This window comes from uncultured Maribacter sp. (genome assembly GCF_963974015.1).
Lineage (GTDB): Bacteria > Bacteroidota > Bacteroidia > Flavobacteriales > Flavobacteriaceae > Maribacter.
This window is the reverse complement of the sequence record NZ_CAXBBZ010000009.1, coordinates 1-22896: the sequence shown is the minus strand read 5'-3', so window position 1 is coordinate 22896 and position 22896 is coordinate 1. Positions and strand designations below refer to the sequence as shown.

Genomic DNA, 22896 nt, shown 5'->3' with positions numbered 1-22896 from the left:
AACCTTAAGGGTTTATATATGAAAATCTAATGACCTAAACCGCCCTTTGCACTACCTCAAACACCTTATTAGCATCGCACTTAATGGTTTTAGCTGGGTATTTAAGAATTAGGGCGTAATCGTGGGTGGCCATTAATATTGTTCGGCCAGCTTTATTTATTTCTTGTAATACCTTCATTACCTCTACACTGGTTTGTGGATCTAGGTTTCCGGTAGGTTCATCGGCTATAATTAATTCTGGGTCGTTTAAAAGTGCACGCGCTATTGCTATACGTTGCTGCTCTCCACCAGAAAGTTCATGAGGAAATTTGAACCCCTTAGTTTTCATGCCTACTTTTTCAAGAACATTCAATACTTGGGTGTCCATTTTCGCCTTGTCTGTCCATCCAGTGGCCTTCAAAACAAAGAGCATATTTTGGTTGATATTTCGGTCTGGCAAAAGTTTAAAATCTTGAAAAACAATACCTAATTTTCGTCTAAGAAATGGTATGTCATTTTCTTTTAAGGTCTTTAAGTTGAACTCAACAATATGACCTTCACCTTTTTGTAATGGTAAATCACCATATAGTGTTTTCATGAAGCTACTTTTACCGCTTCCCGTTTTACCGATGAGGTATACGAATTCCCCTTTTTCAATTTTTAAACTCACTTCGCTCAAAACCAAACTCTCTTTTTGAAATATAGAGGCATCCTTAAGTTCTAAAACAATCTCTTTCATAGCGCTAATGTTGATATAAAAGTAATAAGTTCCTATTGATAATAGAGAACCCTTTTTCAAATTCTTTTCTTTTGCAGTGGTATTGCACATACTTAGGTACAATTTTTGTCGTTATGACATGTTATAACGGTATTTCTAAATAGTAACAGAACACTATGCTTAAAAAAATCACCGCTTTTATTCCGTTGGTATTCGGTTTGGTCGCTTTGACCAGTGCCCAAGAGTCTAAAATCTATACCCACGAACAAAAAGCATTTCAAGACGCCCTAGCGCTTTACAACAACGAACAATATCAAGCGGCACAGACCATTTTTGATAAGGTCAAGGTAACTACAAAAGATGAGGAGACGGCTGCCAATAGCGCATACTATGCGGCTAATGCAGCAGTACGACTTAACCAAATTGGTGCGGATCGTTTAATGGAGGATTTTGTCGAAAAATATCCTACCTCTACAAAACGTAATTCTGCCTTTGCAGACGTAGCAGAATATTATTTTCAAACTGGTAAATATCCATATGCCCTAAAGTGGTATGACAAGGTAGACCAGAAGTCATTGTCTCGTGGTGAGATGGACAAGTTTAATTTCAATTATGGGTATTCTTTGTTTTCATCCCGTAAAACGAAAGAAGCTGAAAAATATTTAGAAAAGGTAACTACTTCACCAGTTTACGGTTCACAAGCCAAGTATTACTTGGGTTATATTTCGTATCAGCAAGATGATTACGAAACTGCCAACCAACGTTTCGACCAAATTACGGATCAAGATGTTCTAGAGGAGAAATTGAGTTATTATCAGGCCGACATGAATTTTAAGCTGGGTAAGTTCGAAGAAGCAATTGTTTTGGCGAAAAAACAGTTGCCAAAATCTGACAGAAAAGAAGTTTCTGAATTGAATAAGGTAATTGGCGAGAGTTATTTTAATCTTAAGCAATATGAGAATGCAGTTCCTTATTTAAAGGAATATAACGGTAAAGGAGGTAAGTGGAGTAATACAGATTACTATTACTTAGGATATGCCTATTACAAGGGTGGCGATTATGCAAATGCCATTGCTCAATTCAATAAAATTATTGGCGGAACCAACAGCGTTGCACAAAATGCTTATTACCATTTGGCGGAGTGTTATTTAAAGTTGGATAAAAAGCAGGAAGCTCTAAACGCTTTTAGAAATGCTTCTCAAATGGATTATAGTGCAGAAATTCAAAAAGATGCATTTTTAAATTATGCACGATTGAGTTATGAAGTGGGTAACGCTTATGAGCCAGTACCACAGGTGATTACCAATTACTTAAAAACCTACCCGAACGACGAACACCAAGAAGAAATGCAAACCTTGTTGGTCGATTCATACATTACTTCAAAGAACTTTGCCGGAGCTATGAAATTGCTCGAAGAAAATAAAAACTATGCAAGTAAATCGGTCTACCAAAAAGTAGCATACTATAGAGGTATCGAACTTTTTATGGAAGGTGATTATGTTGCTGCTTCAGAGAATTTAGCTAAGTCATTGTCGAGTGCTGAAGATATGTTGTTCAAAGCAAGAGCGAGTTACTGGAAAGCAGAAGCGGATTATTTGTCAAATCGATTTGATGATGCTGTAAAAGGGTATGCTGCTTTTAAAAATAATCCGTCAGCAAAGAATACAGAAATGTATGCCGATGTAGATTATAGTTTAGCGTATGCATACTTCAAACAGAAAAAATATTCAGATGCCATAACTCATTTTAATTCATTCACAGGTAACAGTAATGCTGAAGTAGAGAAATTACATGATGGCTTTTTACGATTAGGAGATAGCTATTATGCGACCAGTAAATATTGGCCAGCGATAGAAACGTATAACAAGGCGTTAGATTTGATAGGACCAGAGAAAGACTATGCAGCGTACCAAAAAGCAATGAGCTATGGTTATGTGGATAGGAGTGGCAGTAAAATAGAAAACTTAGAATCTTTTGTAAGTCAGTATCCAAGATCAAGCTTCAAAGATGATGCGCTTTTCGAATTAGGAAACACTTACATTTCACAAGGTCAAGAGAATAAAGGATTGGAGGCTTACGATCGTTTAATAAACGAATACAAGGGTAGTTCTTTGGTGCCACAAGCTTTAATGAGACAAGGTTTGGTTAATTACAACGCCAACAGAAACGACACTGCTTTAGTGAAGTTTAAGACGGTTGTTCGTGATTACCCAAAAACTCAAGAAGCGATACAAGCCGTTGCTACGGCAAAATTAGTTTATGTTGATTTAGGGCAAGTTAGCGAATATGCAGATTGGGTTCGTGGTCTTGATTTTGTTGAGGTAACCGATACGGAACTAGATAATGCAAGTTTTGATGCTGCGCAAAAACAAAACCTAGAAGGTAATGTTGAGCCTGCCATACGTGCATATAAAAATTATATTCAGCAATTTCCAAATGGGCTGCATGCCGTTGATGCAAATTTCAGTTTGGCACAATTGTACTTCGGAAAAGGAGAAAAAGAATCGGCTATACCCTTTTACAAGTATGTTGCCGATAGAAGCACCAGTGAATATGCTGAACAGGCTTTGACAAGAGTTTGTGAAGTTTATATCGGTAAAGACGATTACGAAACTGCATTGCCTTATTTGCTGAAATTGGAGGGTCAGGCGAATATTCAACAGAATAGAACCTTTGCACGCTCTAATTTAATGAAAGGGTATTATAGGCAGCGTAATTATGCGAAAACATTAGAATATGCTGATAAGGTATTGGCAACTTCAAATATCGATAACCGTATTAAGAGTGATGCACATATTATGATCGCTAGATCAGCTGTTGCAACCAACAATGAGGCAAAGGCAAAATCTGCTTATGCCGAAGTATTGAAAATTGCTTCTGGCGCGACCGCTGCAGAAGCGTTATACTATGATGCCTATTTTGAGCATAAAGACGGTGCTTTTGAAAACTCGAATGTGGCCGTTCAGAAACTCGCAAAAGATTATGCGGCTTATAAGGAATGGGGTGGTAAAGGTTTGGTCTTAATGGCGAAAAACTATTATGCGCTAAAAGATGCCTATCAGGCTACTTACATTTTAGAAAGTGTGATTACCAATTTCAGTCAGTATCCAGAAATTGTTGCTGATGCAAGGGCAGAGCTAGCCATCATCAAATCTAAAGAAGCTCAAAGTAATTCATCGGTTAATCCTAATTAAACATCATGTACACCAGTAAAAGAACACCTATGTACAACAAACATATAATTACGCTTATTTTTTTAGCTCTTGGCCTGCACGTTAGTTTTGCCCAAGACGATGAAAAAGATTTAGGAACTGAAACAGTGACCGTTACGAAAGCGTATACACCTACAGTTTCAGATGCCTTTAAAATAAAGTCAGTTCCTAATTTGAACGATTCTATCGTTCTTCAAAAAAAGCCGATTACCTATAGTATTTTTTCAGTGCCTGTGGCATCGACATTTACACCGTCTAAAGGAACGGCCTCGAAAGTAGAAAAACTACCACCACCACAGTTGTTTAATTCTTATGCTTCTTTAGGGGCAGGACTTTATGGTAATGTGTTAGGTGAGTTTTATACCAGTAGAACTATCAATAGAGATGAAAATTTTGATGTTGGTTTTAATCATTTATCCTCACGAGGTGGAATTAATGGAGTGGAATTGAATGACACTTTTTACGATACAAGATTGGACGCTTCGTACGCAAAACGTGATCGTGATTTAGATTGGGGAGCAGCAGTCGGACTTCAACACCAATTATATAATTGGTACGGAATTGAGCCAGGTGTTTTCAGTGAAGCGGTAATTGGCAGTATCGATGAACGGCAGAACTATTTTATGGGAGAAGTTGGAGGACACATTAACATTGAAGATGCCTATTTTAAGAGAGCCGATTTAAAATATCGTCGCTTTTTTGATGCTGTAAGTTCAGGTGAGAATAGAGCGATATTTAATACCGGTTTTGAATTTCCGATGAACGAAGAAGCTTTAGAGGTTAAGGTGAAAGTTGATTATGTAGGTGGTACTTTCGAAAATGCCAGTGTAAGTAGTAGTACCAATGATAACGGTATTTCTTATGGCAATTTACAGGCAGGTATCAATCCGTCATTAAAAATGCTTCGTGATGACCTTTCTTTAAATCTTGGTGTGAATTTGGTGTACGGAATGGATTTGGAAAATAGTGAAAGCAACTTTTATATTTATCCGGCAGTTACTGCGTCATACAGGTTGTTAGATGAATCCGTAATTGCTTATGGTGGTGTTAATGGGGAATTAAAGCAGAACTCATACTATGATTTAGTAGAGGGTAACCCATATGTTTCCCCGACATTGTCAATTGCTCCCACCGATAGTCAATATAACGCTTATGTAGGATTCAAAGGTCAGCTATTGCCAAATTTAAGCTATAATGTTAAAGGGTCATATTCAGCAGAAAATAATAAGCCGTTGTATCGATTGAATCCTAGAAACGATTTTAGATCAGATGAAAAAGGATACTATTATGGTAATTCATTTGATGTGTTTTATGATGATATCAAGACTTTGGGCATATTTGGAGAGTTGAATATAGATGTGAATCGTAATTTCACTTTAGGGGTAAATGCCGAAATATATGATTACTCTACTGAGACAGGAAACGCAGCTTGGAACTTACCAAATTTAAAAGGTTCATTATTTATGGATTATCAGATTGGTGAGCAATGGTTTATGGGTGCAAACTTATTTTATGTTGGCGAGCGTGAAGATTTTTCTTCTTCAGTTGTAGAAAATGTTCAACCAAGTGAATTTCCCGTAACGCTTATTACTTTAGATGGTTATTTTGATGCCAATGCCCATGTGGGTTTTCGATTTGATGACCAACTTTCTTTTTTTATAAAAGGTTCAAATCTTTCTAATAACGATTACCAACGCTGGTCTAATTTTCAAGTACAAGGCATTCAAGTCTTAGGAGGAGCAACATATAAGTTCGATTTTTAGAAATACTTGTAAATAAAATTCACGAATATAGATAAGCCCTTCTTGTAATCATGAAGGGCTTTTTTTGTAATGCTATGATTTTGTAGGTTTTCTGTACTTTAGAGAACGATTTATGTTTTATGCAATTACGAGATTTATATACAGGAATAATTTTTTTGCTACTTCTTTGCGCATCTTATTCTGGCTATTCTCAAAATCTTGTGCGAAACCCTAGTTTTGAAAACTTTATTAACTGTCCCGTTAAATTAGGCAATCTAGAACTAGATGTTGAAGATTGGAAAATGCCCACCATAGGGTCTACGGATTATTTTAATGGATGTAGCGAAGCTATGGGAACTCCCAAAAATTTTAATGGTCAACAACTGGCAGATTTTGGTGTTGGTTATGTGGGCTTTTACATGTTTGCACCAAATGATTATCGAGAATACATAGAGGCGAACTTAATTTCTACATTAATAAAAGGTGAACATTATACCATTTCTTTTTATGTGAGTTTGGCAGAACGCTCGGATTTTGCAGTGAAAGAATTTGGTATTCGGTTTTCTGAGTTTCCAGTACAGGTAGAAACTAGTAAAGTGTTATCGAGCATGCACTTTTCTAAATTAAAAGGTGATACTTCAAATCAGCTTGAAATTAAATATTCAAATTTTTTTTCCGATGAAAAAGAATGGATAAAGCTTACAAAAGAGTTTGTAGCGAACGGTACTGAGAATTATTTAATTATCGGGAATTTTAAAAATAACAAACGCACTCAGAAATTTCAGACCAAAAAAAAGATTACAAAAGGGTCATACTATTACCTAGACATGGTGTCAGTATATAAAAAAGATTCACGAGAAGCGATATTGACCGCTGAAGAACAAGAGAACTATAAAATAGATAGCGTGCATGTCTTTAGAGATATTAATTTCGATTTTAACCGAAGTATTCCTAGAAATTCACATCAACGGGAATTGAACTCATTAGTGGCTTACATGAAAGAACATACTACATTGAACATAGCTATAACCGGGCATACCGATAATATTGGGTCTAATACCTTTAATAAAATTCTATCCTTTAAAAGAGCTGAAGAGGTGGCCCATTTTTTGATCAACAATGGCATTGATGAAAGTCGAATAGCATTCTCTGGTTTGGGAAGTGTAAAACCAATAGCTGATAATACTACAGACGCCGGTAGATTACTCAACCGGCGCGTAGAATTTATTTTAAAGGACTAATTTAATAATCGGAATATTCTGTTGGATACAATAGAAAAATGTCTGCATTACTTACAGTGTTTACATATTTATCCATTACCGAAATTTCTTTCCATTTATCAGAATCGACAAAATTTTTCCACAAAGCATTACGTTTATCCATATCAGAAAATGTAGTCATGTACATTAAATTCGGCATCTTATCTCCTGAAATAACATCGGCATAGAATACGGCATTGAACCCTAAATTTTCAAATAGTTCAACTTCGCCACCTTCATTGAACATATCAACTTTTCTTTGATACATTGCCTCTGTTGGCCCTTCATAACTACGTAATTCGTAAACCCTGTCTTTACGTTCGCCTTCTACACTGCTAGGCTTCATAACAGGCATATCAGGAAAAGCACGCATTAAAACCGAACTGATTCTTTCGTACGGTTTTTTGTCATGAGTGGCGTTTATATAATCGGCACCTGAAGTTAAATGTGCCTTGTCTACAGCAAGCATAGCTTCTAGTTTATCAAACTCTGCCAATGTTTTGAAAGGTATTAAAACATAAATTTTATCACTTAACTTAAATTTATCTGGTCGTACTTTAAATACTCCAACATGTTCTATGCCCAATCTTTTTAATGCAGGTAAATAGGCATCCTTCAAATAGGCGTCTACCCTTTTTTCTTGATCATCGTTTTTTATAGTGTATGTTTTTAGCTGGTAGTATTCTTTGTTTTGGCCATAACTGGAAAATGAAGAGAAAACCGTATACAAAATTAACAGCAACGGTATAAGATGTTTGTTTTTCATGAATTTCATTGTGTTTGAATTAAGATTAGAAAGTTAACGATAAATTTACTGATGTCGATGATGTATTTTTGCTAGTACTAATTTAATTATGTCAAGCTTTCTTCAAAAACCACTTATTGATCCTGCTAAAAGCCCAATTTTTTATGGCTATGTAATACTAGTAATAGGTACAGTTGGAATTTATTGTAGCATACCAGGTCAAACCATTGGTGTGTCGGTATTTACTGACCCCGTAAAAGATGCGTTAGGGCTTTCTCGAAATCAATTTAGTAATGCCTACATGATTGGTACTATTGTGAGTTCACTTGTCATTGGTAGGGCAGGGGTTTGGTTCGATAAGTATGGCGCCCGATATGTCGCATTCTTTGCAGCTTTGACTTTAGGGCTGACCTTATTTTTATGTTCGTGGTCTGCACTAATGAGTTCCTATATTAAAGAGCTCTTATCCGTAGATACTTGGATGGTGCCATTTGCTTTAATGACGGTATTGTTTTTTCTATTACGATTTGCAGGTCAAGGGGTGTTGACCATGGCTTCAAGAAATGTTATCATGATTTGGTTCGATAAAAATCGAGGTAAAGTAAATTCATTTAGTAGTGTTGCACTTTCCTTCGGCTTTTCATCTTCACCTTTATGGGTCAACTTCCTTATTGAAAGGTATGGTTGGGAAAGCACATGGCGGTTTATGGCAATTGGGTTATTGGTGTTCAGTATGTTTATTTATACTTTTTACAAAATCTCACCTGAAAAGCATGGTCTTCTGCCAGATGGAGCAAAATCTTTATCTGCAGAGGAAGTAGAGAAAAAAGTAGTGCCAAAACAATTCACGCTAAACGAAGCTAAAAAAGAAAGAGCATTTTGGATGTACGGACTTACCTTAGCCTTCAATAGCTTTTTTATCACCGGACTAACTTTTCATGTAGTTTCTATTTTTACGCACGAAGGTTTTATAAAAGAAGATGCTATAGCGATATTTCTTCCTGGGTCAGTGGTTGCGGTAACAGTTTCTACTTTATTTAATTTTTTAAGTGATTATTTGCCGTTAAAACTGTATTTGTATTTAATGCTGTTAGGCGGGTTTTTAGCCTCTTTAGGCTTTTTGTTCTTATCCACTCCTGCAGGAATTCCAATGTTAATTGCTGGTTTTGGTATTTTGGGCGGATTTTTCGCAGTTCTAAATGCGGTTGCATGGCCTCGTTTTTTTGGCAGATCTCATTTAGGAAGCATCACCGGAAAGGTTATGAGCTTTTTAATTTTGGCAAGTGCATTGGCGCCTAGTATTTTTAGCTTGTGTTTGTCAATCTTTGGGTCATATGAAATGGTAGGATATTTAGGCTTGGTATTTTTGCTTTTTCTGGCAATCGGCTCTTTGAAAGCGGATAATCCGCAGTAATTCGATATTTTAAAAAGTTAATGGTTAACAACTTGCAGTTCAAGTAGAAATCAAATTATCTTTACAAAAAACACTTCACATGGATTTAAATTTAGCAGTACTCATAGATGGCGATAATATACCTTCTGCCTATGTAAAGGAAATGATGGAGGAAATTGCTAAATATGGTAACCCTACAATTAAGCGTATTTATGGCGATTGGACTAATCCTCGTTTAGGGAAATGGAAAAATGTATTGCTTGAAAATGCTATTACTCCTATACAACAATACGGCTATACGCAAGGTAAAAATGCTACCGACTCAGCAATGATAATTGATGCCATGGATATTCTTTACACAGGTAAGGTAAACGGATTCTGTATTGTAAGTAGTGACAGTGATTTTACACGCTTGGCCACAAGATTACGAGAAGCAGGTATGCAAGTTTTTGGAATCGGCGAGCGTAAAACCCCGAATCCATTTATAGTAGCCTGTGATAAATTTATTTATATAGAGATTTTAAAAGGAAGATCAGAAGAAGATTCATCCGATCCTGTTAATAAAACTCCTGCAGCCAAGAATGTAGTCGACAAAATAACTCCTAAGGCACTGCGATTGATAGCTACTACTATTGATGATGTTGCAGACGATGACGGATGGGCATTTTTAGGTGACGTGGGTAGTTTGTTACAAAAGAAGCAACCAAATTTTGATTCTCGTAATTATGGGTTTCAAAAATTGACTCCCTTGATCAATTCCATTCCACATTTTGAAATTGAGCGACGAGAAGATTCTAAAGGGCGTAAAAAATTAATTTACGTGAAAATTAAGGAGAAGAATACTTCAAAACCAAAGAAGTAACCACTCTCGTTAATTATTTTTTTGGGAACATCTATATTTTCCTTTTTCTTTGAAAGAGGTTCAAAGCATTGTATTAGTTTTTGTATTTTTCAATTCAAACTTTAAGACTATGAACCGTATTTTATTGCTATTATTGTTCGCTCTAATTTTCAATTCTTGTAAAGAAACTGAGAAGAAAGACTTGACCGAAGAACCACGGCCTATCGCCGAGGTGTTTGGTGAATTTTATGAGTTTAAAAAGAGTATCAATCCAATAGAGGCTACTAAGGCTGGGTATTCTAAGTACAACGATACAATAGCCAATTATATCTCAGACGATTATATATTTCATCTAAAAGACAGGTATACCTATTTTTTAGAAGAATTGGATAAGTACGATTCTACAAAGGTAAGTACGGCCGATTGGATGAGTTTACGCGTAATGAAGTGGGATTGTTCTGTGAAGTTACAGGGGGTGATGAACCCCATTGTTACAGTGGCGTCCCCAATTTATGATCTTCCTAGTTTTGAATTAATGCCGCTTTTTCAGATACAATCGTTGCATTTGTATGTTGCTCAATTAGCAGGTGGTACTAGTGTACAGCCTTTTAAAGCTATAGAAGACTATAACAATTGGCTGAGTAGATTAGATGATTACCTGATTTTTTTAGATACCTCAATAGATAAAATGAAAGTGGGTATGGAAAAAAGCGTTGTTTTGCCTAGGGTATTGACCCTTAAAATGTTACCTCAGGTACGTGCTTTTATTGATATTCCACTTAAAGAGAATCTTTTCTATCAACCTATATTGAATTTTCCTGATGGAATATCAGATGTTGATAAGGATATATTAGAAAGTAATTATGCTGCTTTTATTAAAGATAAACTGACTCCTAAATATGTGGAGTTAAATAAATTCTTGACGGAAGAATATTTACCGAAATGTAGAGAAACAAGTGGACTTTTAGATTTACCTAATGGAAAAGAAACATATCAGTATTTAATTAAATTACATACGACAACAACCATGAATGCTGATGAAATTCATGAATTAGGGCTGTCAGAGGTGGCGCGTATTTCAAGTGAAATGGAAATTGTTAAAAATCAAATTGGATTTAAAGGTAACTTGAAATCTTTTTTCAATTCACTTAGGACTAAAAAGGAGTTAATGCCTTTCAATAATCCAGAGGAGGTAATTGCTAATTTTAATGCCATCAATGACCGCATTGCTTTAAGAATTGATTCTTTATTCGAACTAACACCAAAAGCGGGATTTAATGTTCGTAGAACAGAAGCTTTTAGAGAAGCATCGGCAAGTGCAGAATATACACCGGGTTCAAAAGATGGATCAAGGGCGGGCATTTTTTACGTCCCGATTCCAGATGTAAAAACATATAATACTGTTCATGACGAAGCTCTGTTTTTGCATGAAGCAATACCTGGGCATCATTTTCAATTATCATTACAGCAAGAGAATAAAGATCTTCCAGAATTTCTACATCCAGAAAGTATGGGTGTTTTTGTGGAAGGTTGGGCGCTTTATGCAGAATCTCTAGGTAAAGAATTAGGGGTCTATACAGACCCTTATCAATATTTTGGAATGTTGAGTATGGAGATGCACAGAGCTATACGTTTGGTCGTTGATACCGGATTGCATGCCAAAGGCTGGTCGAGAGAACAAGCGATACGATATTCATTGGATAATGAAGCAGAGTCAGAAGAAAGTATAATTGCGGAAGTAGAACGTTATATGGCAACACCTGGTCAGGCACTTTCATATAAACTAGGTCAATTAAAAATCAGGGAATTGCGAACAAAAGCAGAGAAAGCACTTGGCGCTAATTTTAACATTCGAGAGTTTCATAGTCAAATTTTGAATTCAGGTAGTTTGCCACTGGTTCTGCTAGAGGAGAAATTAGATGGTTGGATAGCGAGCCAAAGTAAATAGTGTAGTAAAAAACTTACAAAAAATAAAATATTAAAAGAATATGCACGTTTGAGATTTATAGTTTAACCCTTCCTCGAATGAACATTACTCAGATTATAGTTAAAAGTTTTTTTTTGATTCAAATATTATATGCCTATTCGGCAATAAATGTGCTGAATTTTGAAAGTACAAACGATGCTTTTCAAGATAGGAGGATTTCTAAAGGAGCTGTTCTAGGTGTTTGGAAATATGCCATGTCTGATGTAGAGTCTCCTTATGAGAAAGGTATATTGTTCATTTCTAAAAACGAAAATATTTACGATGTAGCCATTAAATATCCAGAAGGTATATATACCTGTCAAGATGTTATTATAGAAAATGATCGCATTAATTTTAATGTAAATATCGCTGGTTTAGATCGTGTTTCATTTGTATTGATGGTAGAAGGAGACCGAATCATTGGGGAGAGCTATTCTCATGCTGGTTCTAGTCGAATATTAGGCGCACGTCAATTTCCTGTGCGTTAAAGATTTAGATATCACCAAAAAAATACTTAGTTTTCAATATTATTTGAAGCCGACCTAGTTGGTTTGCTTTGGTAATTATTGGTGAACTAATTTTTGTGTTTTGAAAAAACTACTACCTATTCTACTCGTTTTATTATCTGGTTGCGAACTCATGAAAGAGAAAGTCGACCTAATTATTGTAAACGCCAATGTATATACTGTAAATGATGAGTTTTCAAAAGTTCAAGCTTTTGCGGTACAGGACGGTAAATTTCTAGCGGTTGGTACAACCGATGAAATTCGTGATAAGTATACCTCTGATCAAGTTATTGACGCTGACGGTAGAGCTATTACGCCAGGTTTAATTGATGCTCATTGTCATTTTTATGGCTTGGGATTAAACCAGCAATTAGTAAATCTTGTTGGCACCACTAGTTTTGAAGAAGTACTAGAGCGGGTTAATGAGTTTCATGCTACGAATCCGAAAACATTTTTAAGAGGTAGAGGTTGGGACCAAAATGACTGGGAGATCAAAGAATTTCCGACAAAGGCAGAATTAGATACTCTTTTTCCAGATATTCCCGTTGCTTTAGAGCGAGTTGATGGTCATGCTTATTTGGTTAACCAGAAAGCCTTAGATATGGCAGGTATAGATTGGAGTACCAAAGTTGAAGGTGGCGAAATTGAAAAAAAATGGAAAGGTGGATTTTCTGGAATTACAGGAATACTTATTGATAATCCTATGGCGTTGATAGATAGTATTATGCCATCGCCAACTTTAGAAGATAAAATTAAGGCCTTAAAAGATGCTGAACGTATTTGTTTAAATCACGGACTTACCACTGTAAACGATGCTGGTATCGATAGAAATACTATTGAACTCATCGATAGTTTACAACAAGTCGGTGAGTTATCAATAAGAGTTTATGCAATGGTTAGTAATAATAAAGAAGATGTAGATTACTTTATTAATAATGGGCCTATTAAGACTAACCGACTTAATGTTAGGTCTGTAAAGGTATATGGTGATGGTGCTTTAGGGTCTAGGGGGGCAGCATTAAAAGAACCATATAGCGATTTGCCAAGTCATTTTGGAGCAATGGTAACCCCTGTTGCTGAAATAGAAAATCTTGCTAATCGCTTAGCGCTTTCGGAATATCAAATGAATACACATGCCATTGGCGATTCTGCAAATATTGCTGTATTGAGGGCGTATAAAAAGGTTTTGGAAGGAAAAGAAGATAGACGCTGGAAAATTGAACATGCCCAAATTTTAACAGAGGGTGATTTTGATTATTTTGAAGATGGGATAATACCTTCAGTACAGCCAACCCATGCAACCAGTGATATGTATTGGGCCGAGGATCGTTTGGGTGAAAGAATTAAAGGTGCATATGCGTATAAGACTTTATTGAATAAAGCAGGAATTGTTGCACTAGGCACCGATTTTCCGGTAGAAGATGTCAGCCCATTTTTAACTTTTTATGCTGCGGTATCACGAAAAGATATTAGCGGTTTTCCTAAAAAAGGGTTTCAAGTAGAAGAGGCTTTGAGTAGAGAAGAAACACTAAAAGGAATGACAATTTGGGCTGCCTATTCAAATTTTGAGGAAGATGAAAAAGGAAGTATCGAGCCCGGTAAATTTGCAGATTTTGTTATCTACGATAAAGATATGATGACCGCTCCCTTAGAGGAAATACCGACGATACGCGCAGAGCAAACATTTATAAATGGTATGGTTCGTTAAAAACAAAAACCTCGGTCTTAGACCGAGGTTTTTTAATTAATGTTGTTTTTAAACTTACATGGTAATTGGTACGGCAACTCTTGTTTTGTCCCAACCCATTACTAAATGTACTCCACCGTCAACATCTTTAAAAGCAATGGAAAATTCTTCTAAAGAAGCGGCGTCAGAACCATTAGGCACTGTTATACGGGCAACATCGGAAGCCTCATCATAGAAGTAAGAACCCCATTGATTTAGATTTTTATTTAAAATAACAGTCCATTCTGATTCACCAGGTATAGTAAATAAAGAATAGGTGCCCGCTTTAATATCTTTTCCTCCGAATTTTACATCTTTATAAAATGTAATTTCAGGAGCCTCATTTGCTCCAGTTCTCCATACTTTACCAGTAGGAGCCAGTTCTTCCATAGAGCGTCCTTTCAATTGAGGTCTACCATATATAATACGAACCGCTTTTTCAGAAACTTTATAATCTGTTGGGTAAGCAGCCATATCCATAGGGCTTTTATCGATACCCGAAAATTCTTGAGCCGATACAGCAGTCGTTAAAACTAAAGCTAAAATTAAAGTAGCAAGTGTAAATGTTTTTTTCATAATAATTGTTTTGGTTAACTAGGTCATAAAACTAAACAGTTCCTTACAGTCTTATTGATAAAAAGAAGTTAAATTTTGATTCATTACATTATTTTAGGTTCTTTGGATTATTATGATTGAATATATTTTAAATTCAATTAAATAAATCAAATATTATTATAATATGTAATTAAAATTGATGTTAGTGTTTCTTAATTGAAACTATAAATAGATATTTGTATTCGAAATGATATAATAATAAGATTATGTGTGGAATAGTATGTGCATTTGATGTTAAGGAAAGTACTGAGGTACTAAGGCCTCAACTTTTAGAAATGTCGAAGAAAATAAGACATAGGGGTCCAGATTGGAGTGGCATCTATGCAGATGATAAAGCAATCTTGGCGCATGAGAGATTGGCAATTGTTGATCCAGCTTCTGGTAAACAACCATTACTGAGTCCGAATGGTAAATTAGTGTTAGCTGCCAATGGCGAAATATATAATCATAGAGAATTACGAAAGCAATTTGAAGGTAAATATGACTTTAAGACAGCGTCTGACTGTGAGGTTATTTTAGCTTTGTATCAAGAAAAAGGAGTTGACTTTTTAGATCAAATGAACGGTATTTTTGGTTTCACTATTTATGATGCTGAGAAAGATGAGTATTTTGTCGCACGTGATCATATGGGAATCATTCCTTTATACATGGGTTGGGACAAAAACGGTACATTCTATGTAGCTTCAGAATTAAAAGCTTTAGAAGGTACATGTACTAAAATCGAGTTATTTCCTCCGGGCCATTATTTACATAGTTCAGATGGGCAGTTGAAAAGATGGTATTCTAGAGATTGGATGGAGTATGATGCAGTAAAAGATAATGCTACAAGCATTCAGGAAATTAAAGAAGCATTAGAGGCTGCCGTGCACCGACAATTAATGTCCGATGTACCTTATGGTGTTTTGTTATCAGGTGGATTAGATTCTTCCGTAACATCTGCAATTGCTAAAAAATACGCTCAAAAACGTGTTGAAAGTGGTGATACTACTGATGCTTGGTACCCACAATTGCATTCTTTTTCTGTGGGTCTAGAAGGTTCGCCAGATTTAGCTGCAGCTCAAAAAGTTGCTAAGCATATTGGTACGGTTCATCATGAAATCAAGTTCACTATTCAAGAAGGTTTAGATGCTATTAAAGATGTAGTATACAATTTAGAAACTTACGATATAACTACAATTCGCGCATCTACCCCAATGTATTTAATGGCTCGTGTTATTAAGTCAATGGGAATAAAGATGGTATTGTCCGGTGAAGGTGCAGATGAGTTGTTCGGCGGGTATTTATATTTTCATAAAGCACCTAACGCTAAAGAATTTCATGAAGAGACCGTTCGTAAATTGAGCAAGCTACATATGTATGATTGTTTAAGAGCTAACAAATCATTGGCATCATGGGGAATAGAAGGTAGAGTTCCATTTCTGGATAAAGAATTTATGGACGTCGCTATGCGTATAAACCCACAAGATAAGATGATTAATGGCGAGCGTATGGAGAAATGGGTGGTTAGAAAAGCCTTTGAAGATATGTTGCCAGAGAGTGTAGCATGGAGACAAAAAGAACAATTCTCTGATGGGGTAGGGTATAGCTGGATCGATACCTTGAAAGTGGTTGTGAACGAAGAGGTAAGTGACGAGCAATTGGCAAATGCCAAATTCAGGTTCCCGCTTCAAACCCCGACTTCAAAAGAAGAATTTTACTATCGTTCTATATTCGAAGAGCATTTTCCATCAGATGCGGCTGCATTATGTGTGCCACAAGAAGCTTCTGTAGCGTGTAGCACTCAAATAGCTTTAGAATGGGATGAGGCATTTAAAAATATGAACGATCCATCTGGTAGAGCTGTAGCAAACGTGCATTCCGATGCATATGTTAAGCAATAGAGTTTGAATTAGTCACAGTATCTATTGTAAAAAACCCGTCTATTTATTTAGACGGGTTTACTTTTTTAATTTTAGATAGACTACAGATCATTAATCATTTTCTTTAATTTTTCTTTAGACTCACCAGTCTTCTCTTGTATTCTTCCTAAAAGTTCATCTGATTTACCTTCAGCGTACTTAAGGTCATCGTCTGTTAGGTCAGCATATTTTTGTTTAAGCGTACCCTTTGCTATGCTCCATTTTCCTTTAAATTGCTCTTCATTCATGATAACTTATTTTAAGATTATAAAGCTAAGTTAATAGCGATATGTAAAGGAATTCTTAATATCTACTAAGTTTAATCGATAGCGCACAGATTAGTTTTAATCAGATTAATTTCCGACCAATTTTGTTAATGAAAGATTAAAATATAAGAAGGATTTATTAATAAATATGGAGTTTTCAATATCAATTAAGGACTTCTATATTTTAAGTCGATTAATACTAAGATTTCATTTATATCTATAAAAAGAGAAGCGAAGCGGCGATTATGATTTCTTTTATATGATTTGTCTTTTAACCGATAATTTTCCACAATAATTGTTGATAACTTGCTATAGCCTAATTGCTAGAAATATCATATTTCATGGGGTATTGCGTATATTTGTAAGATTGCAAAATTTGAAGTAAAACAACCTTAATTTTATGAGCGAAGAAGCAAATAAGAAAAATTATTCAGCAGATAGTATTCAGGCCTTAGAGGGTATGGAGCATGTGCGTATGCGTCCATCCATGTATATCGGTGATGTTGGGGTGCGTGGTTTGCACCATTTGGTATATGAAGTGGTAGATAACTCTATAGATGAAGCAATGGGAGGCCATTGTGATACTATTAGTGTTGTCATAAATGAGGATAACTCAATAACCACAAAAGATAACGGCAGGGGTATTCCTGTAGATTTGCATAAAAAGGAAGGTGTTTCTGCGTTACAGGTAGTAATGACCAAAATAGGTGCAGGTGGTAAGTTCGATAAAGATTCTTACAAAGTTTCTGGTGGTCTACACGGCGTAGGGGTATCATGTGTTAATGCATTGTCGGATCACTTAACGGCTACAGTTTATAGAGAAGGTGTTGTTTGGCAACAGGAATATTCAAGGGGTAAGGCTCTTTATCCTGTAAAACGAGTTGGAGAAACTACTGAGAGGGGTACCATGGTAACCTTTCATCCGGATGAAACTATTTTCACCCAAACTATCGAGTATAGTTATGAGACTTTAGCAAATAGAATGCGTGAGCTTTCTTTTTTAAATAAAGGTGTGACCATTTCTATTACTGATATGCGTCAAAAAGACGATAAAGGAGAATATGTAAATGAAACTTTTTACTCTGACGAAGGACTTAAGGAGTTTGTAAAGTTTTTAGACGGTAATCGTGAGTCGTTGATACAAGATGTTATCTCCATGGAAGGGGAGAAGAATGATATTCCTGTGGAAGTAGCTATGATTTATAATACAAGTTACACAGAGAATCTTCATTCTTATGTGAACAATATTAATACCCATGAAGGTGGTACACATTTATCTGGATTTAGAAGAGGACTTACTTCTACTTTAAAGAAATATGCCGATGCTTCGGGTATGTTGGATAAATTGAAGTTTGAAATACAAGGGGATGATTTCCGTGAGGGATTAACTGCTATTGTTTCGGTAAAAGTTCAAGAGCCTCAGTTCGAAGGTCAGACTAAGACGAAATTAGGTAACCGTGAGGTTTCTGCTGCAGTGAGCCAGGCGGTTTCAGAAATGTTGACTAATTATTTGGAGGAACATCCAGATGATGCTAAGATTATCGTTCAAAAAGTGATACTTGCAGCGCAAGCAAGGCATGCGGCTTCTAAGGCCCGTGAAATGGTACAGCGTAAGAATGTTATGAGCGGTGGCGGTTTGCCAGGCAAACTATCGGATTGTTCAGAACAGGATCCTGAGAAATGTGAAATTTTCCTTGTTGAGGGTGATTCGGCAGGTGGTACGGCCAAAATGGGTCGTGATCGAAATTTTCAAGCTATTTTACCTTTAAGAGGTAAGATTTTGAATGTTGAGAAAGCCATGCAACATAAGGTTTTTGAAAACGAAGAAATAAAAAATATGTATACTGCTTTGGGGGTTACCATTGGTACCGAAGAAGATAGTAAGGCTTTGAATCTTGCAAAATTAAGATATCATAAGGTAGTCATCATGTGTGATGCCGATGTCGATGGTAGTCATATTGAAACTCTTATTTTGACCTTCTTCTTTCGTTATATGAGAGAGTTGGTTGAAAGTGGCCATGTTTATATTGCAACTCCACCATTATATCTAGTGAAAAAAGGACAGAAAAAGCAGTATGCATGGAGTGATAAGGAACGAGATGCTATTGCGGAAAGTTATAGTGGAGGCGTTAGTATTCAACGCTACAAAGGTCTTGGTGAGATGAATGCTGAACAATTGTGGGATACCACGATGAATCCAGAATTTAGAACGTTGAGACAAATAGTCATTGATAATGCAACAGAAACAGACCGTGTTTTCTCAATGTTAATGGGTGATGAGGTTCCGCCAAGAAGGGAATTTATTGAGAAGAATGCTGTTTATGCAAACATTGACACATAGAAAGTACTACTTACACAACAAAAACCTGCGCCTACAGCGCAGGTTTTTTATTTTTAGGTAAAATTTTAGAAATGAAGAAGTTATTTGTGTTAGTTTTTATCGGGAGCTGCTTAACGGCAACTGCTCAAGTGGATTTTAATGATGTCTTTGCTGCAGGTGTTGACGATGCCGAGCAGTTTACGACCGATTATATGGCGCCGCTATCAGAAAGTGTGGTTTACAGCTTAGCGACCGGGTGGTATAATTCAGCTGATGCTAAACCATTAGGCGGATTCGAGATATCAATTATCGGTAATATTACAGGTTTTAAGAATAAGTCAGATAAAAAAGCATTTATCTTAGATCCTAATGATTATGAGAATCTAGATTTTGTTGATAATCCGGGCGTTGCTCGAGAGGTTTCTACTGTTCTAGGGAATATTGCCGGAACAACTGTTTTTGTAGAAGGTGAGGTTGCAGGCTTTACTGTTAGACAAGAGTTTGAATTGCCATCTGGACTTTCTGGAGAAGGTGTTGATTTTATTCCTTCAGGATATATTCAAGCTAGTGTTGGTTTGATTAAAGGAACTGAAATAAAAGCGCGATTTCTTCCTAAAATTGAATATGAAGATGCCTCTATCGGTTTAATAGGTTTTGGAATTCAACACGATTTTACAAAATTATTACCTGCAGATAAAATATTACCAGTAGCTATTTCTGCAGTTATCGGATATACTAATATATCTGGAGATTATGATTTGACGAACGTAAATATTGTTGAAGGTGAAAATCAGCGTATCGAAGCTTCGATTAATACGTGGGCTTTTAGTGGTGTTGTTTCAACTAAACTTCCAATTATTAATTTTTATGGAGGATTAGGTTATGTTTCAGGAAAATCTGTAACCGATGTTTTAGGAACATATCGAGTTACCGGTGGTCCTTTTGCTTCAGAGGCATATACGGATCCTTTCTCAATCACTAAAAAGGTTAGTGGTGTTACTGGAACGTTAGGAACAAAACTTAAGTTAGGTTTCTTTAGATTGAATGCTGAGTATAATTTAGGAGAGTTTAATACGGCTACTGTCGGCATTAACTTTGGTTTTAGATAATGGAATCTAAATATTCAATAGCTTTTAAGTAATTAAATTCGCTATCATATACAAGCCCTATAAGATTACAATCAATCCTATAGGGCTTGTATATGCTTTAGGTATAAAGTTTATTAATGAAATCTATAATTGGTTTAGTCCAATTAATTAAGTGAAGAGATGAACTTGGTATTTGTTATTTAGTTTAGATGTGAAGATTTAAATTCCATAGAAATGGATGTAAATAAAAAAGACTGCCCAGATTGCTCTGGACAGACTTTTTCCCATGGCCCTGTTAAATTTGTTTATTCCCTTATTGCCATAGTGGCACCATCCTTATTTTTAAGAAGAAAATTGTCTTCTAAGTTCTGAATGGTTATATAATTGTTGGGTTTGTCTTCAAGACCTCTATACTCAATAGTATATATATCGCCTTGCTTGGACCAGTTGAAATCTGTTTTTAAAACAATGGTAGTACCATTAATTTCATGATACCTTCCTAAATAGACATCATTGAATATCCATTCTTTTCGAACGGTTTGCTTAGATGAATTATCTGAAGTAATGATTTTCGATTGTGACCAAATCCCAATAATGGGATCATTGTTTTGTTCTATCCTAGAACAATTGGCTAGAAAGACTATGGCACATATGGCCACCAAAGAGAGGAACTTCTTAGTCATAAGTAGGTTAATTTATTTTTTTTGGATTTGGGATCCACAGTTATTAACGCAATGAATTTAACGTTATTATTTATATTCGATGTATGGTAACTAATTTCCGATATCTTCGTTGAACCGCATTTTTTTTTAACACTACGTGCATTTAATCGATGTTTTTAAGCTGAACTAGTAGTAATTAAATGAGCTTCTCTAGACGATTTTTCGTCAATAAATACCTATTTTTGGATTGAAAATTCAATATAAATAGGGTCGGTGACCCTATTTTATAAATAATAATTCATAAAATAAATATACATGAAAGTTACAGTAGTTGGTGCAGGCGCAGTAGGTGCTAGTTGTGCAGAGTACATTGCTATTAAAGATTTCGCATCTGAAGTAGTTATTTTGGACATTAAGGAAGGTTATGCGGAAGGTAAAGCGATGGATTTGATGCAGACAGCATCATTGATGGGTTTTGACACTAAAATTACAGGCAGTACAAATGATTATGCTAAAACTGCTGATAGCCATATAGCTGTAATTACTTCTGGTATTCCGAGAAAACCAGGTATGACTAGAGAAGAATTGATTGGTATAAATGCAGGTATTGTAAAAACTGTTTCAAGTAACCTTTTAAAGCATTCTCCAAATGTTATCATAATAGTGGTAAGTAATCCTATGGATACTATGACATATTTGGTACACAAAACTACTGGCATCGCTAAAAATAGAATTATTGGTATGGGTGGAGCCTTAGATAGCGCAAGATTTAAATACCGTTTAGCGGAAGCTATGGAAGCTCCTATTTCAGATATCGATGGTATGGTTATAGGTGGTCATAGCGATACAGGTATGGTTCCATTAACTTCTCATGCGACAAGAAATAGTATTCGTGTTTCAGAATTTTTATCAGAAGAAAGGCTACAACAAGTTGCAGATGATACCAAAGTTGGTGGCGCAACTTTAACGAAGTTGTTAGGCACTAGTGCTTGGTACGCTCCAGGTGCGGCAGTATCATCAATGGTCCAGGCTATAGCATGTGATCAGAAAAAGATGTTTCCATGTTCAACTATGTTAGATGGCGAATATGGTTTAAGTGATATTTGTATCGGTGTTCCTGTAATTTTAGGAAAAGATGGGATCGAGAAAATTATCGATATACCATTGAGTGCTGCTGAAAAAGCGAAAATGAAAGAGAGTGCTGATGGTGTTTCTAAAACAAACGGCCTTTTAGAGTTGTAGTTTATATACTCCTAAACATAAAAGTAAAACCTTTATAGTCTAACTATAAAGGTTTTACTTTTATAAGAAGATAGGCTTCTGAAATATTTATAATGTAAAAAATAGACTAACTAGTATAATCTTTCTTTTTATATTTGCCGCATGAATGCAAAATGGTGCATAAGTACTTTACTTATTATTCTAGCCTTATTAGGGCTAAGTCAAGAGCAAACAAAAGCTTCTAATCAGCAAATTCTATTACAATTTATAGATGTAGAATTAGCTTCAGAAACTGCTCATGATGAAGTTTTGACAGCAATTACCAAAAGATTAAAGGTCTTAGGTATTGAAGCTATTGAAATAATTGAAAATGACGGGAAACAAGTAAGTATTCGTTATTATAGTGATGTTGACGCACTTAGTGTTAAGAAATTTCTTACTCAAAAAAACCACCTGTCATTAACGTATGACGATGAAGTTCCTTTTGATTTTCCAAAAGAACAGCTTCCTGAAAAGTATAATCTAGTAGTATCAGACCTGCATCAGCAAGCTGATAATGGGTTGAGTTTAAATGGAAATCTTGTTTTAATTCATAAGCAAGATTATAAAAGATTTTCTAATCCAGTAATTCTACAGTATAATAATGCAATAGTTTTTAAACAAGATACTATTGTAAATGTATCCTTTAAGATTAATAGAAATATTGCAATTGCAATAGATAACACTTCACAGACTATTC

Annotated in this window: 18 protein-coding genes; 13 read left to right on the top strand and 5 right to left on the bottom strand. The window is 35.6% G+C overall.

What is annotated here, in order from left to right; translation table 11 throughout:
- Positions 1-34: 34 nt before the first annotated feature.
- Positions 35-718 (bottom strand): ATP-binding cassette domain-containing protein, encoded by a 684-nt coding sequence (locus tag AACZ41_RS12390; protein WP_091623211.1) that lies wholly within the window; start codon positions 716-718, stop codon positions 35-37.
- 155 nt (positions 719-873) lie between these two features.
- On the opposite strand from AACZ41_RS12390, the gene AACZ41_RS12385 reads away from it, so the two are divergent.
- The 3 genes from AACZ41_RS12385 to AACZ41_RS12375 all read left to right on the top strand — a co-directional run bounded on the left by AACZ41_RS12385 (position 874) and on the right by AACZ41_RS12375 (position 6892).
- Positions 874-3891 carry a tetratricopeptide repeat protein gene (locus AACZ41_RS12385; RefSeq protein WP_339628807.1) on the top strand — a complete coding sequence of 1006 codons (3018 nt, stop codon included), beginning with the start codon at positions 874-876 and terminating at the stop codon, positions 3889-3891.
- 5 nt (positions 3892-3896) lie between these two features.
- Positions 3897-5672 (top strand): TonB-dependent receptor, encoded by a 1776-nt coding sequence (locus tag AACZ41_RS12380; RefSeq protein ID WP_339628806.1) that lies wholly within the window; start codon positions 3897-3899, stop codon positions 5670-5672.
- 155 nt (positions 5673-5827) lie between these two features.
- Complete coding sequence (locus AACZ41_RS12375) at positions 5828-6892, top strand: OmpA family protein (protein ID WP_339628805.1); 1065 nt, start codon at positions 5828-5830, stop codon at positions 6890-6892.
- A 1-nt stretch (position 6893) separates the two neighbouring features.
- Here the strand turns inward: AACZ41_RS12375 and AACZ41_RS12370 are convergent, their stop codons facing one another.
- Positions 6894-7676, bottom strand: coding sequence for an NIPSNAP family protein (locus tag AACZ41_RS12370; RefSeq protein ID WP_339628804.1), 783 nt, complete (start codon positions 7674-7676; stop codon positions 6894-6896).
- An 88-nt stretch (positions 7677-7764) separates the two neighbouring features.
- Here AACZ41_RS12370 and AACZ41_RS12365 point away from each other — a divergent pair, with 88 nt between their 5' ends.
- The 5 genes from AACZ41_RS12365 to AACZ41_RS12345 all read left to right on the top strand — a co-directional run bounded on the left by AACZ41_RS12365 (position 7765) and on the right by AACZ41_RS12345 (position 14069).
- Positions 7765-9069 (top strand): MFS transporter, encoded by a 1305-nt coding sequence (locus AACZ41_RS12365; RefSeq protein WP_339628803.1) that lies wholly within the window; start codon positions 7765-7767, stop codon positions 9067-9069.
- Positions 9070-9148: 79 nt separating this feature from the next.
- Positions 9149-9910 carry an NYN domain-containing protein gene (locus tag AACZ41_RS12360; RefSeq protein ID WP_339628802.1) on the top strand — a complete coding sequence of 254 codons (762 nt, stop codon included), beginning with the start codon at positions 9149-9151 and terminating at the stop codon, positions 9908-9910.
- 109 nt (positions 9911-10019) lie between these two features.
- Entirely contained in the window at positions 10020-11837 is a 1818-nt protein-coding gene (locus AACZ41_RS12355; protein WP_339628800.1) for a DUF885 domain-containing protein, read from the top strand.
- Positions 11838-11950: 113 nt separating this feature from the next.
- Positions 11951-12343 (top strand): hypothetical protein, encoded by a 393-nt coding sequence (locus AACZ41_RS12350; protein ID WP_339628799.1) that lies wholly within the window; start codon positions 11951-11953, stop codon positions 12341-12343.
- Positions 12344-12494: 151 nt separating this feature from the next.
- Positions 12495-14069, top strand: a complete 1575-nt coding sequence (locus tag AACZ41_RS12345) for an amidohydrolase (RefSeq protein ID WP_339628891.1) — start codon at positions 12495-12497, stop codon at positions 14067-14069.
- 54 nt (positions 14070-14123) lie between these two features.
- Here the strand turns inward: AACZ41_RS12345 and AACZ41_RS12340 are convergent, their stop codons facing one another.
- Positions 14124-14663 (bottom strand): DUF2911 domain-containing protein, encoded by a 540-nt coding sequence (locus tag AACZ41_RS12340; RefSeq protein WP_339628798.1) that lies wholly within the window; start codon positions 14661-14663, stop codon positions 14124-14126.
- Positions 14664-14908: 245 nt separating this feature from the next.
- Between AACZ41_RS12340 and asnB the strand changes: the two genes are divergently transcribed.
- A complete protein-coding gene (gene asnB, locus AACZ41_RS12335; protein ID WP_339628797.1) occupies positions 14909-16582 on the top strand; it encodes an asparagine synthase B in 1674 nt (557 codons plus the stop codon).
- An 80-nt stretch (positions 16583-16662) separates the two neighbouring features.
- Here the strand turns inward: asnB and AACZ41_RS12330 are convergent, their stop codons facing one another.
- Positions 16663-16848 (bottom strand): CsbD family protein, encoded by a 186-nt coding sequence (locus tag AACZ41_RS12330; protein ID WP_339628796.1) that lies wholly within the window; start codon positions 16846-16848, stop codon positions 16663-16665.
- 418 nt (positions 16849-17266) lie between these two features.
- Here AACZ41_RS12330 and gyrB point away from each other — a divergent pair, with 418 nt between their 5' ends.
- Positions 17267-19207 (top strand): DNA topoisomerase (ATP-hydrolyzing) subunit B, encoded by a 1941-nt coding sequence (gene gyrB, locus AACZ41_RS12325; RefSeq protein ID WP_339628795.1) that lies wholly within the window; start codon positions 17267-17269, stop codon positions 19205-19207.
- Positions 19208-19278: 71 nt separating this feature from the next.
- Positions 19279-20295, top strand: coding sequence for a DUF6588 family protein (locus AACZ41_RS12320; protein ID WP_339628794.1), 1017 nt, complete (start codon positions 19279-19281; stop codon positions 20293-20295).
- Between the two features lie 284 nt (positions 20296-20579).
- On the opposite strand, the gene AACZ41_RS12315 is transcribed toward AACZ41_RS12320, so the two are convergent.
- Positions 20580-20957 carry a hypothetical protein gene (locus AACZ41_RS12315; protein WP_339628793.1) on the bottom strand — a complete coding sequence of 126 codons (378 nt, stop codon included), beginning with the start codon at positions 20955-20957 and terminating at the stop codon, positions 20580-20582.
- Positions 20958-21251: 294 nt separating this feature from the next.
- Between AACZ41_RS12315 and AACZ41_RS12310 the strand changes: the two genes are divergently transcribed.
- Both AACZ41_RS12310 and AACZ41_RS12305 read left to right on the top strand, forming a co-directional pair.
- Positions 21252-22178, top strand: coding sequence for a malate dehydrogenase (locus AACZ41_RS12310; RefSeq protein WP_339628792.1), 927 nt, complete (start codon positions 21252-21254; stop codon positions 22176-22178).
- A 141-nt stretch (positions 22179-22319) separates the two neighbouring features.
- Positions 22320-22896, top strand: a 577-nt coding sequence (locus AACZ41_RS12305; RefSeq protein WP_339628791.1) for a hypothetical protein, incomplete at its 3' end; no start/stop codon positions are given.

Excerpts from the sequence above, each read along its gene's own strand:
- AACZ41_RS12390 (WP_091623211.1), bottom strand. The coding sequence starts at position 718 with ATGAAAGAGATTGTTTTAGAACTTAAGGATGCCTCTATATTTCAAAAA.
- AACZ41_RS12385 (WP_339628807.1), top strand. The coding sequence starts at position 874 with ATGCTTAAAAAAATCACCGCTTTTATTCCGTTGGTATTCGGTTTGGTC.
- AACZ41_RS12380 (WP_339628806.1), top strand. The coding sequence starts at position 3,897 with ATGTACACCAGTAAAAGAACACCTATGTACAACAAACATATAATTACG.
- AACZ41_RS12370 (WP_339628804.1), bottom strand. The coding sequence starts at position 7,676 with ATGAAAAACAAACATCTTATACCGTTGCTGTTAATTTTGTATACGGTT.
- AACZ41_RS12365 (WP_339628803.1), top strand. The coding sequence starts at position 7,765 with ATGTCAAGCTTTCTTCAAAAACCACTTATTGATCCTGCTAAAAGCCCA.
- AACZ41_RS12360 (WP_339628802.1), top strand. The coding sequence starts at position 9,149 with ATGGATTTAAATTTAGCAGTACTCATAGATGGCGATAATATACCTTCT.
- AACZ41_RS12355 (WP_339628800.1), top strand. The coding sequence starts at position 10,020 with ATGAACCGTATTTTATTGCTATTATTGTTCGCTCTAATTTTCAATTCT.
- AACZ41_RS12345 (WP_339628891.1), top strand. The coding sequence starts at position 12,495 with ATGAAAGAGAAAGTCGACCTAATTATTGTAAACGCCAATGTATATACT.
- AACZ41_RS12340 (WP_339628798.1), bottom strand. The coding sequence starts at position 14,663 with ATGAAAAAAACATTTACACTTGCTACTTTAATTTTAGCTTTAGTTTTA.
- asnB (WP_339628797.1), top strand. The coding sequence starts at position 14,909 with ATGTGTGGAATAGTATGTGCATTTGATGTTAAGGAAAGTACTGAGGTA.
- AACZ41_RS12330 (WP_339628796.1), bottom strand. The coding sequence starts at position 16,848 with ATGAATGAAGAGCAATTTAAAGGAAAATGGAGCATAGCAAAGGGTACG.
- gyrB (WP_339628795.1), top strand. The coding sequence starts at position 17,267 with ATGAGCGAAGAAGCAAATAAGAAAAATTATTCAGCAGATAGTATTCAG.
- AACZ41_RS12320 (WP_339628794.1), top strand. The coding sequence starts at position 19,279 with ATGAAGAAGTTATTTGTGTTAGTTTTTATCGGGAGCTGCTTAACGGCA.
- AACZ41_RS12315 (WP_339628793.1), bottom strand. The coding sequence starts at position 20,957 with ATGACTAAGAAGTTCCTCTCTTTGGTGGCCATATGTGCCATAGTCTTT.
- AACZ41_RS12310 (WP_339628792.1), top strand. The coding sequence starts at position 21,252 with ATGAAAGTTACAGTAGTTGGTGCAGGCGCAGTAGGTGCTAGTTGTGCA.